At 70.7% G+C, this 15838-nt stretch carries 13 protein-coding genes and 1 pseudogene; 10 read left to right on the top strand and 4 right to left on the bottom strand.

The features are described from left to right. Both ACWC94_RS41930 and ACWC94_RS41925 read left to right on the top strand, forming a co-directional pair. Positions 1–945 (top strand): PP2C family protein-serine/threonine phosphatase (locus ACWC94_RS41930; RefSeq protein ID WP_450802995.1); only part of this gene is annotated, 945 nt, incomplete at its 5' end. 230 nt (positions 946–1175) lie between these two features. Continuing rightward, a complete protein-coding gene (locus ACWC94_RS41925; RefSeq protein ID WP_450802993.1) occupies positions 1176–1538 on the top strand; it encodes a GAF domain-containing protein in 363 nt (120 codons plus the stop codon). 407 nt (positions 1539–1945) lie between these two features. Here the strand turns inward: ACWC94_RS41925 and ACWC94_RS41920 are convergent, their stop codons facing one another. Both ACWC94_RS41920 and ACWC94_RS41915 read right to left on the bottom strand, forming a co-directional pair. Then, positions 1946–2263: an ANTAR domain-containing protein gene (locus ACWC94_RS41920; RefSeq protein ID WP_450802991.1), complete on the bottom strand. Its 318-nt coding sequence runs from the start codon at positions 2261–2263 to the stop codon at positions 1946–1948. Positions 2264–3535: 1272 nt separating this feature from the next. Next, entirely contained in the window at positions 3536–3829 is a 294-nt protein-coding gene (locus ACWC94_RS41915) for a hypothetical protein (protein WP_450802989.1), read from the bottom strand. 811 nt (positions 3830–4640) lie between these two features. Between ACWC94_RS41915 and ACWC94_RS41910 the strand changes: the two genes are divergently transcribed. From ACWC94_RS41910 to ACWC94_RS41880, 7 genes and pseudogenes are all read left to right on the top strand, one after another. Further along, complete coding sequence (locus tag ACWC94_RS41910; RefSeq protein ID WP_450802988.1) at positions 4641–5876, top strand: PP2C family protein-serine/threonine phosphatase; 1236 nt, start codon at positions 4641–4643, stop codon at positions 5874–5876. Positions 5877–6601: 725 nt separating this feature from the next. Then, positions 6602–7699: an IS110 family transposase gene (locus tag ACWC94_RS41905; protein ID WP_450802986.1), complete on the top strand. Its 1098-nt coding sequence runs from the start codon at positions 6602–6604 to the stop codon at positions 7697–7699. Between the two features lie 32 nt (positions 7700–7731). Further along, entirely contained in the window at positions 7732–9021 is a 1290-nt protein-coding gene (gene pcaDC / locus ACWC94_RS41900) for a bifunctional 3-oxoadipate enol-lactonase/4-carboxymuconolactone decarboxylase PcaDC (protein ID WP_450802984.1), read from the top strand. 52 nt (positions 9022–9073) lie between these two features. After that, positions 9074–9709, top strand: coding sequence for an MBL fold metallo-hydrolase (locus tag ACWC94_RS41895; RefSeq protein WP_450802982.1), 636 nt, complete (start codon positions 9074–9076; stop codon positions 9707–9709). A gap of 35 nt (positions 9710–9744) precedes the next feature. Further along, complete coding sequence (locus ACWC94_RS41890; RefSeq protein ID WP_450802981.1) at positions 9745–10524, top strand: exodeoxyribonuclease III; 780 nt, start codon at positions 9745–9747, stop codon at positions 10522–10524. A 15-nt stretch (positions 10525–10539) separates the two neighbouring features. Further along, the gene (locus tag ACWC94_RS41885) at positions 10540–10959 is read left to right on the top strand and encodes a DUF6278 family protein (protein WP_450802979.1); all 420 of its coding nucleotides are present in this window, start codon (positions 10540–10542) and stop codon (positions 10957–10959) included. A 102-nt stretch (positions 10960–11061) separates the two neighbouring features. Continuing rightward, positions 11062–11331, top strand: a pseudogene (locus ACWC94_RS41880) (amino acid ABC transporter permease); the annotation flags it as partial. A 70-nt stretch (positions 11332–11401) separates the two neighbouring features. On the opposite strand, the gene ACWC94_RS41875 reads toward ACWC94_RS41880, so the two are convergent. Together ACWC94_RS41875 and ACWC94_RS41870 are read right to left on the bottom strand one after the other, a co-directional pair. Beyond that, a complete protein-coding gene (locus ACWC94_RS41875; RefSeq protein WP_450802977.1) occupies positions 11402–12970 on the bottom strand; it encodes a CocE/NonD family hydrolase in 1569 nt (522 codons plus the stop codon). 109 nt (positions 12971–13079) lie between these two features. Beyond that, a complete protein-coding gene (locus tag ACWC94_RS41870; protein ID WP_450802976.1) occupies positions 13080–13826 on the bottom strand; it encodes a hypothetical protein in 747 nt (248 codons plus the stop codon). A 142-nt stretch (positions 13827–13968) separates the two neighbouring features. On the opposite strand from ACWC94_RS41870, the gene ggt reads away from it, so the two are divergent. Then, positions 13969–15777, top strand: a complete 1809-nt coding sequence (gene ggt / locus ACWC94_RS41865) for a gamma-glutamyltransferase (RefSeq protein WP_450802974.1) — start codon at positions 13969–13971, stop codon at positions 15775–15777. Positions 15778–15838: the final 61 nt, after the last annotated feature.

The raw sequence follows: 15838 nt of genomic DNA, 5'->3' as shown, positions 1-15838 counted from the left end.
ACGGCAACCATGCAACCGTTCGCCCGACTCGGGGGAGACTCCGTGATCGTGGCACCCCTGCGGGCACGTCGGCGAGTGCTGGGTGCGCTGACCCTCGTCAGGGGCGAGGGACACCCGCCGTGGGGCGAGGCGGACCTGGCGCTGGTCGAGGACCTGACCCACCGCATCGCGCTGGCCCTCGACAACGCCAGGCTCTACGCCGAGACCCAGGCCGTCGCCGAGCGCCTCCAGCGCTCCCTGCTGCCGGACCTGCCCGTCGTACCGGGTCTGCGCATCACCGCCCGCTACTCCCCGGCGCTCGCCACCGCGCAGATCGGCGGTGACTGGTACGACAGCTTCGTCCTGCCGGAAAGCGGTGACACCACTCTGATCATCGGCGACGTCACCGGCCACGATCTGCATGCCGCCGTGACCATGAGCCAGATCCGGAACATGCTGCGTGGCATCGCCTGCGACCGCCGGGAGCCCCCCGGCATGATCCTGCGCCGCTTGGACCTCGCAGTCGACGCCCTCTACAGCCACCGCACCGCCACCTGCGTGTACGCACTGCTCAAGGGCCAGGAAGGAGGGCCGTACCAGCTGGAATGGGCGAGTGCCGGACATCCACCACCCCTGCTGGTCACCGCGGACGGCGACACCACCTACCTCTGGGAAGCACACGGACTCCTGCTGGGCGTCGACCCGCACGCCGAACGGCCCAGTGCCTGCCTGTCCCTGCCCGAGGGCAGCACCCTGCTGTTGTACACGGACGGTCTGATCGAGCGGCGCGGCGAATCCATGGATCACGGCATGACCCGGCTCCGGCAGCACGCTGCCGCCCTGGTCGGCCAGGACATCGACGAGCTGAGCGACGAGCTGATGAACGGACTCGTGGCAGGGGCCCACGACGACATCGCCCTGCTCGCCCTGCGACTGCCCCAGTCGGACGACGGCGTCTCGCCCTGAGACCACGCAGTGCAGGCCGTACGCCATGATCCTGCGACCGTGACACCAGGTGTGTGCGCGCCGGCAAGGAGACAACGCAAGAGACCGGATCATGTACGGGCGGCCTGCCGAGCAGCGAGGAGGGCGAGGCGGCCACCCGTGGGCCAGGAGATCGACACTCACGTCAGCACCCGTCCGAGTCCGTCCGGCCAGGCGTCTTGCGGACGCGGTCAACCGCATCGCCGGGCCGGATGAGCGGACCGGCGGCTGGTTTCCCACCGCGCCCGGGCCGGCGCTCCCCGGCTTCCGGGGCTCCGCCTGTCCGGCAGCACAAGCCCGACGGCTCCGCAGGGCGCGGTCCTCGGCGCGGGGCTGCGCCGCGTACTGGAGATCACCGAGACCGCCATGGGCCATGTGCGGCTCCCCGATGTTCCCGGCACGTGATCCTGGACGCAGACAGCCGCGCTTGTCACAGCGTCCCGCTGCTCGACGAGCGTGGTGCCTTGCTGGGAGCGATCTCGACGCATCACGCCCGGCCCATCGCCGGATTCACCCGCAGCCAGCTCGCGGCCCTGCGCGAAACCGCCGACGTGGTGGGCAGCTGGCTGGCATGACACCGACGCACCGTCATCCCGGACGCCCTGGAGGATCTCCAGCGCACAGGTCCCAGGCGTACTGAGCGGCTGTTCGGCCCGCGCCGGCCTGCCGCCCGGTGCCGGTACGCGGCCTCGGCGGGCACCGGCCCGCGTACATACGGCTTCTCGCTCAGCGCATGACGCAGACGAGAACGGACCGGCTACGACGTTGTCCCGAGCGGCGTTCCGGTTTGGCCCCGGCGCTTCGTAGCGTGCGTGATCAGCGACCGCCGAAGAGTCTGGCGTGCGACGTTTTGGTCAGATGGGTTCGGGGACACGTTGAGCGGAGGTCGCGTCGCGTGCGGGTTCGGAAGTGAGCTGGCATTCAACTCGTCCGCCCGCCCTGCCGTCCGGCTCAGAACGCGGGCGGCAGAGCTGTGCTGCGTTCAGATGGACCGTGCGGTGGCCAGTGCCTTGTCCAGGGAGGTGCGGATCTCGTCGGGCAGCTGTTCGCCGTGTACCCAGTCCACGATCAGTTCGCAGACCTGACGCAGTTTCGTATTGGTGTGCTGTGAGACCTCTCGTAGCACTTGGAAGCCCTGCTCGGGACGCAGGCCACCGAGGGCGATGACCACACCGATCGCTTGGTCCACCACGGTGTGGGAGACGACGGCCTCCTGCAGCTGACTGATTTCCGTCTGCAACTCGCTGATCTTGTTCAGGAGCGGTGTCCGTGCCGGAACCAAGTGCCCCTCGAGTCGCATCGGGGGTGCCGTTCAGAGAGTCTTCCATCATGATCACATCCCAGACCTCGGGTTTCCCGTCCGGGGCGCCGGTGCCGTATGGAATTGCGAGGACGACAGTTCGACCATTACCCCAGGTTGCCGTTTTCGTGCATCCCGTTCCACGGCGCGCAGCGGCCGGTGGAGCGGAGCTCACTCGGGGTTCAACTCGGCCATGACGGTGGGCCCTGCCCTGCGACGACCAGTACCGCTCGGATCGCGGGATGTGCCGTCCATGGTCGCGGGTGGCTGTCGGCGCGCCCGATCCGGGCGGAGGACGGTTCGACCATCAGATACCGGGGCAGGATCACGAGGCCGGGTGTCGTCCTGGCTCGGCTGACCGTCTTCAGAGTCGGTTCGAGGGTCTCCGGTGGGGGCGCGGACGGCCGTGCGTTCGGAGTGCATCAACCGCAGCCGGAAGAAGACGTCCTGAGCGCGGCGTCCCAGAGCATCCCCTCCTCCCGGCGTCCTGCGCACGACCGGTCGCGGCTTCGATTGAGCGCCTGTCGCACATCGCGGCAGGGCGTTCGTGTGTGGGGGACTCGGGAGGGGGACCCGGAGGTGGGCCGCGTTTCAGCAGCGTATCCATGGGGCTGGCTCGACTCAGGCTCCTCCGGTTCAGCCAACGAGCCGGGGGAGCCGCTGACGGGACCGCAGTGGTGGCGCCCCACGATGGCGCCCATGGCCCCGCCGTTGGTGTGGCGGGTGGTGACGGCGAGTTCCACGCACGACCCTGTGCCATCGCGACCCGGGAGGTGCCCTCGTCCCGCGGGAGCGCTGCCCGCTGCTGTGGGCACTGGCCGAGAGGCGTTCGGCACGCGGGTACGACGACAGATGCCTGCGTGGTGACGGACGGCTGGTCCCGATCTCCTCGTCGGCCACCCCTAGCGGACGACGTCTCCGGCGTCTGCGTGGCCTGGTCGTGCTGATCGTCGAGACCGCGGCGGACCGCCGTGCCGGTAGGGAACGCGCGGAACGTGCGGGGCAGTCAGAACGGATGGAACAGGCGGAACGAGCCGCTCGTGCGAGCGCTCTGGAGAGTCTCGCCGAGCGGTTGACACTCGTCGCGGAGATCACCGAGGTGCTCGGTCAGACCCTGGAGGTGGACGAGGCCCTCGCCCGGTTGAGCCGCGGCCTTGCTCCCCGCCTCGCCGACTGGGCCGCGGTGGACCTGCGGGTCGGATCCCGTCAGGTGCACCGAGTTGCCGTGACCGGCCCGGAGAGCCGTGAAGCCTGGCAGGAGGACTGGCGCGGTCATCTGCCCCCGGTCGGGGAGGCGACCCACTCGCCCCTGGTCCAGGTACTGAACGGAGGCGCTCCCGTCCTTGAGGAGCGGGTGGACCTGGACGCACCGCCCGACTCCCCGCTGGCCACCGTGCACAGCGCCTTCCTGGGAGCGGCCGGTGCGGCATCCGTCTTCTGCTCGCCGACCACGGCGCCGCGCTCGGCGTCGCCGAGGCTCGCGAGCGGCTGGAACTGCTGCGGGTCATCGGTATCGAGGAATTCCCCGCGGAACGGACCCGACGGCACGGTGAAGCGGCCGGCCATGGGACCCGGCTCGGTATTCGGCGGTCAGGTCGGCGGAGTGGCCGCCCCTGAACTGCGGGATTGCGGGCCGGCTGCGTTGCGGGTCCACGTCAGCCGGGACCGGTGGCCGCCAACGTACCGGCCGCGTGGTCGGCAGCGGGCGCGACGCTCGCTGAAACTCCCCACTCCGTTGAACGCCGGACCAAGTGGGGCGACAAGTAGCCCTGGCCGTTTTCAGGGCTCTGTCCGCAGTTTCGTGAATCCCCAGGTCAGCGGGAACGACGGGCACAGCGCCCACGGCGCGGTGAGGTTCTGTTCGGCAAAGGGGCGTTCCAGAGCAGCCCTGCGGCGCCCGCGTACGGCCATCTGGTCGTGTCGGTGCCCGCCAGGCGCAACAAGTCGAAGGCGACGAAGTGGGCGGGCCACTGCTCGGCGAGCCGGGCAGCGCCGGCACCGCGCCGCTGGAGGCGACCCCGGAGTCGCTCGAAGGCGAGCCTGCTGGATTTCCCGTACGACCAGCTCGCCGTCCAGGGCCGTCGCGTCGGCAGCTGGACCGTGCCCGGAACGAACCTCGGGGAAGGAGGGTGCGAGGTTCCTGTCCCTGCGCGAGCGCAACACCAAACGCCCGGCATCCAGAGAGAGCAGCGCTCTCCAGCGATCGTTCTCCAGACTCTGGCGTGTCTCCTAAGACATGGGCCCGTCGAGCCGCTTTTGTACAGAGCAGCCGTGGCGGCCGCGTCCGCGGGCGAATGCCGGAGCGTGACTGTTCACGGATTGACGCTCACTGCGGCGATTACCAAGCTGGTGGGGGGCTGTGGAAGGGACTGCGGTCGTGAGTGGTCGACAGAGTGGGCTCACCCGATTGCTGACGGCAGCGGAGACAGCGGCGCCGGCGGACGCCGTCGACGTGATCGCGGAGGACCTGCGGCGGCGTTTCGAGGCCACGAAGGTCTCTTTCCTCATCGTGGACCTGACGGGGAAGGCGGTGGCTCGGCTGTCCACCGCTCCCACTCGGGGTGGGCGGCAGGCCGAGCGGATTCCCCTGTTCGGCAGCGTCTACGAGGAGGTGATCCGTACCCAGCGCCTGTATCAGGACGCGACCGGCGAGGGACAGCGGGTGATCGCGCCCGTCACCAACCGCGGGGATGCGATCGGGCTGCTGGAACTGCTCCTGCCGACCGGCCCTGGCGAGGACGTGCTCGACGCAGTCGGGGAAGCCGCCCACATCCTGGCCTACATCGTGATCGCCAACGGCCACTTCACCGATCTCTACACCTGGGGCAAACGCTCCAAGCCCCCCACCCTGGCAGCTGAAATCCAGTACCAGCTGCTGCCCCTGTCGCTGTCGTGCGAGGCCGCACAGTTCACCCTGTGCGGGAACCTGGAGCCCTCCGAGGACCTCAGCGGCGACACCTTCGACTACACCGTGGACCGCGACACCTTGCACGTGTCGGTGACCGATCCCATGGGCCACGACATGGATTCCGCCCTGGCCGCCACGGTCCTGGTGGGCGCCCTGCGCGGGGCCCGCCGGGCGGGCACCGGCCTGGCCGAACAGGCCCACCGGGCAGACCAGGCACTGATCGAACACGGCCACGGTCATGCCACCGGGCAGCTCCTGCGCATCAATCTCCAGACCGGGCGGGCCCAACTCGTCAACGCCGGTCATCCCTGGCCACTGCGCATGCGCAACGGGGCTGTGGAGACGATCACCTGCGAGGTGGACCATCCCTTCGGGCTGTCTGAGCTGACTCCCCACCCGTACCGTGTGCAGGACCTCGACCTGCGGCCCGGTGACCGTCTGCTCATGTTCACCGACGGCATGCTCGAACGTCACGGAGAGAAGGTCGATCTGCCCGCCCTGCTGGCGCGCACCCGGAATTTGCACCCGAGGGAGACCGTGCTGGCGCTGACGTCCGCGGTCCGGGACGCCGCCGACGGCCGGCTCGAAGACGATGCCACCGCCGTCTGCCTGGACTGGCACGGCCCCCAGGAGACCCAGCGGCACGTCAGCACCGGCGCAGACACCCGGCAAGCCTCAGCCGCACGCACGAAGGACCAGTCGTGACCCAGCTGAACGGTGCCAACGCGAATGAGACATCACGAGGTGTCTTGAGAACCGTCCCACTTCTCCTCGGCGGCCCACCCATCGGGCGGCGCCGGGTCGGACACGGGGGCCACGAGCATCGGGTCCGGCAGCGCCCACATGCGCCATGCCTTCCACGCGGGCGCCCCTTCGTGCGGTGCTGCTGGTTCCCCGTTACTCGAGTAGGCCGAGTTCCGAAGCACTCGCCGGTGCTTTTGCCGAGTTGCTAGGCAGCCTCTTTGGCAGCCCGCGCCATGACTTGCGGACAACTGTGCACCAGAATGAGGGCTCGAAGCCGTTCGTGCGATGGCCGATGGAGGGCGACCGTAAGGCGGCCCAGACGGCTGTCTGTCATTGCCGGTCGCGAGGGGGCGGGGAGCCAACTCATTCTCAGCCTGCTCCGGCCAGGTTGGGCATTGGTTCGGGCGAAGCCATCCGGCTGTGGTCGGTGGGTGCCGATGCGCCGGGATGGATGGGACGGTTGCGCGATGCCGTCCCGGACGGGGGTCTGACTCTTGAGATCTTTGACCGAAGTGTCCAGTCACAGGCTTGTCGACCGTCGTCGCGGGATGGGTTCTGCTGTCACCGAGCCACAGGGCGTGTCCCAATAGGGGCCTTGCCGAGTTCCAGGCGCCATCACGGTTCAGACCGCCCGAGCGGGCCGGTGCCATCCGCCCAGCCGGTCACCACGCGGGAGGCCAAACACCATGACGACCAGACAGCACAGCACCTCCTCCAGCGCGGATCCTCCTGTTCGGGGCGAGGTCGTCCTGGGCGTGGACACGCACGGCGAGGTCCATGTCGCCGCCGTGGTGTCCTCGCTGGGGAAGGTTCTGGGCACCGAGTCCTTTCCGGCGACGGCGGCCGGCTACCGTCGGCTGCTCGTGTGGGCCCGCAAGCGGGGTACGGTGCGCCGGGCCGGCGTGGAGGGCACCGGTACCTTCGGCGCGGGCCTGTCCCGCTACCTGCCGACCCAGCAGATCCAGGTGTTCGAAGTGAACCGGCCCGACCGCTCGGCCCGCCGTCTGCTCGGCAAGTCGGACCCGCTCGATGCGCAGGCCGCCGCGCGAGCCGTGCTCAGCGGTCGCACCCGGGCCCAGGTCAAATCCGGCGACGGACCCGTGCACAGCGCCCGGATCTACAAACTCGCCAAGGACTCCGCGGTCAAGGCCCGTACCCAGGCGATCAACCAGCTCAAGGCCGTCCTAGTGATCGCCGACCCCGCCCTGCGGGAACGGTTGTCGAGCCTGGGCAATGCCGAGCTGTTCCGCACCTGCGCGACCCTCAGCCCACCCGATGGCGGGGGAGACGAGGACGCGGTGGTCCAGGCCACCCACCTGACGTTGCGCATGCTCGCCGAGCGCATCGAACAGCTCAACGGGCAGATCAATGAGCTGAACCAGCGACTGACCCGGCTCGTCGAACACCATGCCCCACGGCTGCTCGTACCGGTGGGCATCGGTCCGGACAGCGCCGTCACTCTCCTGATCACCATGGGAGACAACCCCGAGCGACTGAACACCGAGGCGTCCTTTGCTGCCCTTTGCGGAGTCAGCCCCATCGAGTACTCCTCCGGCCGTCGGAGCACGCGCCGGCTCAACTACGGCGGCGACCGGCAGGCCAACGCCGCCCTGCACCGCATCGTGTTCACCCGCCTGCGCCACGACCCGCGCACCCGGGCGTACTACGAACGCCGCACCCAGGAAGGCAAGACCCGGCGTGAGATCATCCGATGCCTCAAGCGATATGCCGCCCGAGAGGTCTTCCACCTGGTCAGGACGGTATCCAGTGTTCCCCCGTTATAGGGGCGTCCGTGAGACGTGAGAGGGTCTGGGGCGTGAGTGAGACACCACCGAACACCCTGCAATACCGCTTTGACGGGCCAGAAGACGCTCCGGTCCTGATCTTGGGTCCCTCACTGGGTACCACATGGCACATGTGGGACCGCCAGGTGCCGGAGCTGATCAAACAGTGGCGGGTCCTGCGGTTCGACCTGCCCGGCCACGGCGGGGCTCCCGCCCACCCGGCCGGTTCCGTCGCCGAGCTGACCACCCGGCTGCTGGCCACGCTGGACTCGCTGGGCGTGCAGCGGTTCGGCTACGCGGGCTGCGCGCTGGGCGGTGCGATCGGCATGGAGCTGGCCCTGCGGCGGCCCGAGCGGCTCGCCTCCCTGGCGCTGGTCGCGGCCTCGCCCCGGTTCGGGACCGCCGACGAGTTCCGGCAGCGCGGGGTGGTCGTACGGACGAACGGGCTGGACCCGGTGGCCCGGGCCGCGCCCGACCGCTGGTTCACCGGCGGGTTCGCCGCGGCGCAGCCCGCGATCACCGAGTGGGCGGTGCAGATGGTCCGCACCACCGACCCGGGCTGCTACATCGCGGCCTGCGAGGCGCTCGCCGCGTTCGACGTGCGGGCCGAACTGGGCCGGGTCGGCGTGCCGACGCTCGTGCTCGTCGGCGCCGACGACCAGGTCACCGGGCCGGCCGAGGCCCGCACCCTGGTCGCCGGAATCCCGGACGCCCGGCTCGCGGTCGTCCCCGGCGCCTCCCACCTGGTCCCGGTCGAGCAGCCGGCGGCCGTCACCGACCTGCTGGTGCACCACTTCTCCACCGCCTGGCAGCACTCCTTCGACACCGGCCAGACGGTCCTGCCGGCGGCGGTGGTCCCGGCGCCGGCGGTCCCGTCACCGGCCGTGCCGGTCGCCGAGACAGCCCCGGCCGCCGCCGTGCCGGACCAGCCGGCCGCGCGGCCCGACCGGTACGAGACCGGGCTCAAGATCCGCCGGGACGTGCTGGGCGACGCGCACGTGGACCGGGCGCTGGCACAGGCCGACGCGTTCTCCGGGGACTTCGAGGACTTCGTCACCCGCTATGCCTGGGGCGAGATCTGGGACCGGCCCGGCCTGGACCGCCGCACCCGCAGCTGCGTCACGCTGTCCGCGCTGGTCGCGGGCGGCCATCTGGAGGAGCTGGCCTTCCACACCCGGGCGGCCCTGCGCAACGGGCTCACCCCGGACGAGATCAAGGAAGTACTGCTGCAGACGGCCGTGTACTGCGGGGTACCGGCCGCGGCCGGCGCGTTCCGGGTGGCCCGGCAGGTCATCCAGGAGGAGACCACGCCCGCCGAGTGAGTCGCGCGCCGCCGGGCCCGGCCGGCCGCCGGGTTGGGCAGGATGGTGAGCCATGAAGCTCACGAAGAAGTCCCATGCCTGCGTCCGCCTCGAGAAGGACGGGCGGACGCTCGTCATCGATCCGGGCGGCTTCAGCGAGGAGGACGCCGCGCTCGGCGCGGACGCGATCCTGATCACGCACGAACACCCGGACCACTTCGACGAGTTCCGGCTGCGCGCCGCCATGGAGAACAACCCGGCCGCCGGGATCTGGACGCTGAAGTCCGTCGCCGACCGGATCTCGGCGGCCTTCCCGGGCCGCGTGCACACCGTCGGCCACGGCGACACCTTCACCGCCGCCGGGTTCGACGTGCAGGTCCACGGCGAGCTGCACGCGGTGATCCACCCGGACATCCCGCGCATCACCAACGTCGGCTATCTGATCGACGGCGGCAGGGTCTTCCACCCCGGAGACGCCCTCACCGTCCCCGGCGAGCCGGTGGAGACGCTGATGCTCCCGGTGATGGCTCCGTGGAACAAGATCTCCGAGGTCATCGACTACGTCCGCGAGGTGCGGCCGCAGCGCGCCTACGACGTCCACGACGCCCTGCTCACCGATCTCGCCCGCCCGATCTACGACCGCCAGATCGGCGCCCTGGGCGGCACGGACCACCAGCGGCTGACGCCGGGGGCCTCGACCGAGATCTGAGTCCGCTGTCAGTGACTCCCGGTAGGTTGTGAGGCATGCGCATCGCTACCTGGAACGTGAACTCGATCACCGCCCGCCTTCCGAGGCTGCTGGCCTGGCTGGAGAGCAGCGGCACCGACGTGCTCTGCCTCCAGGAGGCCAAGGTCGCCGAGGACCAGTTCCCGTCCGACCAGCTGCGCGAGCTGGGCTACGAGTCGGCGGTCCACGCCACCGGCCGGTGGAACGGCGTGGCGGTGCTCTCCCGCGTCGGCATCGAGGACGTGGTCAAGGGCCTGCCCGGCGACCCCGGCTACGACGGCGTCACCGAGCCGCGCGCCCTCTCGGCGACCTGCGGCCCGGTCCGCGTCTGGTCGGTGTACGTCCCCAACGGCCGCGAGGTGGAGCACCCGCACTACGCGTACAAGCTCCAGTGGTTCGAGGCCCTCAAGGCGGCCGTGTACGGCGACGCGCAGGGCAGCCGCCCCTTCGCGGTCATGGGTGACTACAACGTGGCGCCGACCGACGACGACGTCTACGACGTGGCGGCCTTCGAGGGCGCCACGCACGTCACCCCCGCCGAGCGCGCCGCCCTGGCCTCCCTGCGCGAGGCGGGCCTGGACGACGTGGTCCCGCGCCCGCTGAAGTACGACCACCCTTTCACGTACTGGGACTACCGCCAGCTCTGCTTCCCGAAGAACCGCGGCATGCGCATCGACCTGGTGTACGGCAACGAACCGTTCGCCAAGGCCGTCAAGGACGCCTACGTCGACCGCGAGGAACGCAAGGGCAAGGGCGCCTCCGATCACGCGCCGGTGGTGGTCGACCTCGACGTCTGATGCCACGCTGGGTCCATGAACCTTCCGTTCCTGGGCCACCGGCACAAGAAGAACGGTGACACGGCGCCGCCCAGCGACCCCGAGGCGGTCGCCGCGCTGCTCTCCGAATGCGAACTGCTCCGCGCGCAGGCGGACCGGGCGGGCGTCCGCCTCGACGACACCCCGGCCTCGCTGGAGGCGCTGGACCAGCTCGTCCCGCGCTGGCGGGACGACGCCGAGACCCTGCCCCGGCTGGGCCACGACGCGGGGCTGTACCTGGGTACGGTCGTGGTGCGCACGGTGCCCGGCGCCGCCTGGCGGATCCGCTCCGACGGCGAGGCGGTCGTACGGCTGGCGTCCGGCCGCGAGGTCGAGGTCGCGGGCGCCGGGCAGGGCTGGGCGGCGAGCGGTGTCCCCGAGCTGTCCCAGCTGTACGCGGAGATCGCCGAGACCTGAGCGCGCCCTGCCGCGGGCGTGGATACGGCTATGGCCGGGAACGTGCGTGCCGTCCCTGCTCGCCCCCAACTGCTGCCCCTGTATCTCCTCTCCGCCTGCGGCCAGTTGGCGGTCGTCCCGCAGGACACCTCCCTCCGACATCTCGTCATCTACGAGGAGTTCCTCCATGCCGGGAAACCCATCGTCTCCAACCTCGACTACGATTTGCCGTTCATCCCTGTGGTGATGGCGGTCTCGCCGATCCGCACCGGGATGTGCATGCTGCTCTCGTGGTTCGCCGGCCGGGTGTCCCGCCGTGAGCAGCGCAGCCCCGGGACCGAGGCCGTGACCATCGCCACGGCCGGCCCCGGGGCGCTGCTGCCGGGTGGGGAGCCCCCCATGGCCCCGAAACCCCAGGGGGACGGCAGTTCACGGGCCAGGCTCGTCCGGCGGCAGCCGGAGATCACTGCTCGCGCACGGGGACGGACACGTACGACGGGTCGTCCGAGGGCGAGGAGAAGGTCAGCTGCGCGCCGGACGGGTTGTGCTCGATGTACAGCGGGTCGACCGTGTCGACCACCAGCGCCAGGCGGTGCCCGGCGGGCACGTCGTAGGCCGTGGAGAACAGGTCCAGGTCGACGCCGAACGGCTCGCCGGGCGTCCGTCCGTGCCAGGTGTACGGCGCGTTCGTGACGAGCTTGCCGATACCGAGCGGACCCACGTCGTACAGGTAGGCGACGAGGGTGCCGCTCTCCGCGGTCGGGGTCAGCGTCGTGTGCAGCCTGGCCGTGCCGCGCACCTGCTGGGCGCTGTCGTACCGCTCCGACTGCCACACGGCCGCCCAGCGGCGCGGCAGCAGCGGGATCGGGGCCATGGGCGGCAGCTGGGCGATCTGGTCGAGGATGCTGGAGAGGAAGACGATCCCGCCGTCCGCGCCGGAGTCGACGTTGGCGTGGATGGTGCTGGAGCCGGGAAGCGCGACCTTCCGCCGCGTCACCTCGACCGACTTCCAGTCCGGGTAGCCCTCGTATCCCCCCGCGCTACGGGACTTCAGCTGGACCGGCTGCTCATGGTCGATACCGTTGTCGGCACCCTTGAGATAGTGGTCGAACCAGCGCCCGGTGTCCGTCCAGACGTCGTTGGGCAGCCCGAACAGGCCGGGCAGCTCGGCGGTCGCATGGTCGCCGGGCCGCAGTTCGAGCCGCTTGGGCCCGGCCAGCTTCTCGTAGAAGCCGGCGTACTGGTTCACCGGGAAGACCGTGTCGCCCCAGGCGTTGGCGAGCATCACGGCCGTGCCGTTCCGGTTCAGCTGGTCGACGTAGGTCGCGGCGGAACGCTTCCGGCCCCAGTCGATCATCTGCTGCTCCGCGGACAGGTTCGAGGAGTACAGGTTGTGGAAGATCTCCTTCAGTTCCGGGCTCTCGCGGCCGGTGAGGGTGGCCGTGCCGTCCAGGACGGCCGCCGCCTGCACATGCTGGGTGCGGCCGGAGTAGATGGAGTCGATCAGGTCCGCCCATCCGCTGAGCGCGGCCACGGCCTTGACGCGCTTGTCGTGCGCGGCGGCGAGCAGACTGATCCCGGCGCCGTACGACACCCCCGCCATGCCCACGTGCCGGGGGTCGGCCGGCGTGTTCGCGAGGGCCCAGTCGATGACCTTGGAGGCGTCCGCTACGTCCGGCGGACCGGCCACTTCTATCTGACCGCCGGACTGCCAGAAACCGCGCACGTTGTAGGTGAGCACCACATAGCCGGCGTCGGCGAGCCTCTGCGCCTGCGCGAGGTACTCGACCTGCGGGAAGGACCAGCTCGTGGGCAGCACCAGGAGCGGGTAGCGGCGCGAGCCGTCGGCGCCGGCGGGTGTGACGACGTTCCCCTTCAGTACGGTGCCGCCGTCGCCCGTGATGTCCACGAAGCGGACGGAGGGGGCGGTGGCCTGGGCGGCGGGCGCCAGGCCGACGACGGTGCCGGCGATCAGCGCGGCCGAGACGGCTGTGGCGGCGGCGGAGCGCAGCGCGGTGCGACCATGTCCCATGGGTCACTCCTTCACTCGTCAAATGTGCAAAGTGACCCGACGGTAACCGGAGGCCCATACCGTAAGTAACCCGCCGGTAAGTTACGTGCCAGTAAAGATTGTTGAGGCGTTACCCACCGGTGGCGGCAGCCGGCTCCGGGAGGGGCGTCCGCGCCGCCCGCGTCACGTCCGCCACCAGCTCGACCACATCCGGGCCGTACGCATGGGAGTTGACCACCTTCAGCAGCAGCACGAACGACCCGGTGCCGTACTTGCGGTGCAGCCGCTCGTGGTAGCGGGCGAGATAGCGGGTGGCCGCCTGGTTGGTGATGGCGCGCTGGCCGCAGAAGAGGAACACGGGACGGGAGTCCGCCCGGGTGTTCGCGGTGAGCCGGGCGAGCAGGACGTACTCGCTCCTGCCGCGCTCCATGCGGTACTCCTCCCCGCCGATCCGCAGGGCGCCCAGCTCCGGACCGGCGTCGGTCTCCACGTTCATGCGGGCGCCCGGCAGCAGCGAGGACAGGTGCGCCGCCATCCGGCGGTTGGAGTACGGCCCGCCGACGCAGAACTCCGTCCGCTCGCCGAAGCCCTGCTGGATGGCGTCGTGCGCCACCACCTGGACGTGCGCGTTGCAGTCCTTGACGAGGGCGGAGAGTTCGAGCAGGGCGAACACGTCGTGGCGCTTCACCGACAACTCCGGCCCGCCCGCTGTGTGGTTGACCACGAGCAGCGACTCCGAGTGGTCCGGCATCCCGAAGAAGGCCTGCTTGCGCCGCAGTTTGCGGCGCCACAGACAGGTCCGGGCGAGCCAGCCCAGCGAGGCCGATATCCCGGTCGCCACCAGGCCCAGGACGATGTTGCGCACGTCGTCGTTCATGGCCGCGCATGGTAGCGGGCGACGGCGACGGCTACGTACCGGTGTTCGACGCGTGACGTTCGTGTGGCAGGGCGCCGAGGCGTACTGTCGGTACTGGGCCGATCTGGTTACGCTGCGCGGACTGTCCCGACGGGAGGTACGCATGGGTCGCCCAGGTACGCGGAAACTGGCGGTTCTGGCGGTCTCGGCCGCCGTGGTGTCGGTGGGGGCGACGGCGCCGCCCGCGCCGGCGGCGAGCCGTACGGCCGGCAAGGTGCCCGTGGCCGTCGGCTACGGCGGCGCCGTGGCCAGCGTCGACGCGGACGCGTCCGCCGCCGGCATCGAGGTGCTCAGACACGGCGGCAACGCGGTCGACGCGGCCGTCGCCACCGCCGCCGCGCTCGGCGTCACCGAGCCCTACTCGGCGGGCGTCGGCGGAGGCGGCTACTTCGTCTACTACGACGCGAAGACCCGCACCGTACACACCATCGACGGCCGTGAGACGGCGCCGCTCAGCGCCGACTCCGACCTGTTCACGGAGAACGGCAAGCCGCTCGCGTTCGCCGACGCCGTCAGCAGCGGCCTGAGCGTCGGTACCCCGGGCACGCCCGCCACCTGGCAGACGGCGCTGGACGAGTGGGGCAGCGAACGGCTCGGCACCGTCCTCAGGCCGGCCGAGCGGATCGCCCGGGACGGCTTCACGGTGGACGACACCTTCCGCTCGCAGACCGCGTCCAACGAGACCCGGTTCCGCTACTTCCCCGACACCGCGAAGCTGTTCCTGCCGGACGGGAAGCTCCCCGTCGTCGGCTCCACCCTGAAGAACCCCGAACTCGCCCGTACTTACGAGGAACTGGGCCGCGAGGGGGTCGGCGCGATCTACCGCGGGGACATCGGCGACGACATCGTCAAGACGGTCGAGCACCCGCCCGTGGACCCCGCCTCCGGCTGGAACGCGCGCCCCGGCAAGCTCGCCGAGAAGGACCTCGCCGTCTACCGCGCCAAGCTCCAGGCGCCCACCAGGACGTCGTACCGCGGCCTGGACGTGTACTCCATCGCGCCCTCCTCCTCGGGCGGCACCACGGTCGGTGAGGCCCTCAACATCCTGGAGGGCACCGACCTCTCCGAGGCGAGCGAGGCGCAGTACCTGCACCACTTCATCGAGGCCAGCCGGATCGCCTTCGCCGACCGCGGGCGCTGGGTCGGCGACCCCGCCTTGGAGGACGTACCGACCAGGCAGCTGCTGTCGCAGCGGTACGCCGACTCGCGCGCCTGCCTGATCAAGGACGACGCGGTCCTCACCAGCCCGCTGGCCCCCGGCGACCCGCGTCACCCCGCGGCCTGCGGACAGGGCGGTACGGCGGCCCCGACGACGTACGAGGGCGAGAACACCACGCACCTGACCGTGGCCGACCGGTGGGGCGACGTCGTCTCCTACACGCTCACCATCGAGCAGACCGGCGGCAGCGGCATCACCGTCCCCGGCCGGGGCTTCCTGCTCAACAACGAGCTGACCGACTTCTCCTTCACCCCGGCCAACCCCGCCGTGCACGACCCGAACCTGCCCGGTCCGGGCAAGCGGCCCCGCTCGTCGATCTCCCCGACGATCGTCCTCGACCGGCACAACAGGCCGGTGGTGGCGCTCGGTTCCCCCGGTGGCGCGACCATCGTCACCACCGTGCTGCAGACCCTCACCGGGTTCCTGGACCGGCACCTGCCGCTGGTCGACGCGATCGCCGCACCCCGCGCCAGCCAGCGCAACGCCGCCCAGACCGAACTCGAACCGGCCCTGTACGACAGCGACGTGAGGAAACAGCTGCAGGCCCTCGGGCACAGCTTCAAGCTCAACCCCGAGATCGGCGCGGCCACCGGCGTGCAACGGCTGCCGGACGGCAGATGGCTGGCCGCCGCCGAGAAGGTCCGCCGCGGCGGCGGCTCGGCGATGGTGGTGGATCCGGATCCGGAGCCGTAGCCGGGCCGTCGACGGGCGCCGCGGACGCGGTGGCCCCGGCGCCGGCACCGCGACAGTGCCC

This window comes from Streptomyces sp. NPDC001135, assembly GCF_053598395.1.
Note: the sequence above shows the minus strand (reverse complement) of the source record. Positions and strands in the feature narration are given on the sequence as shown.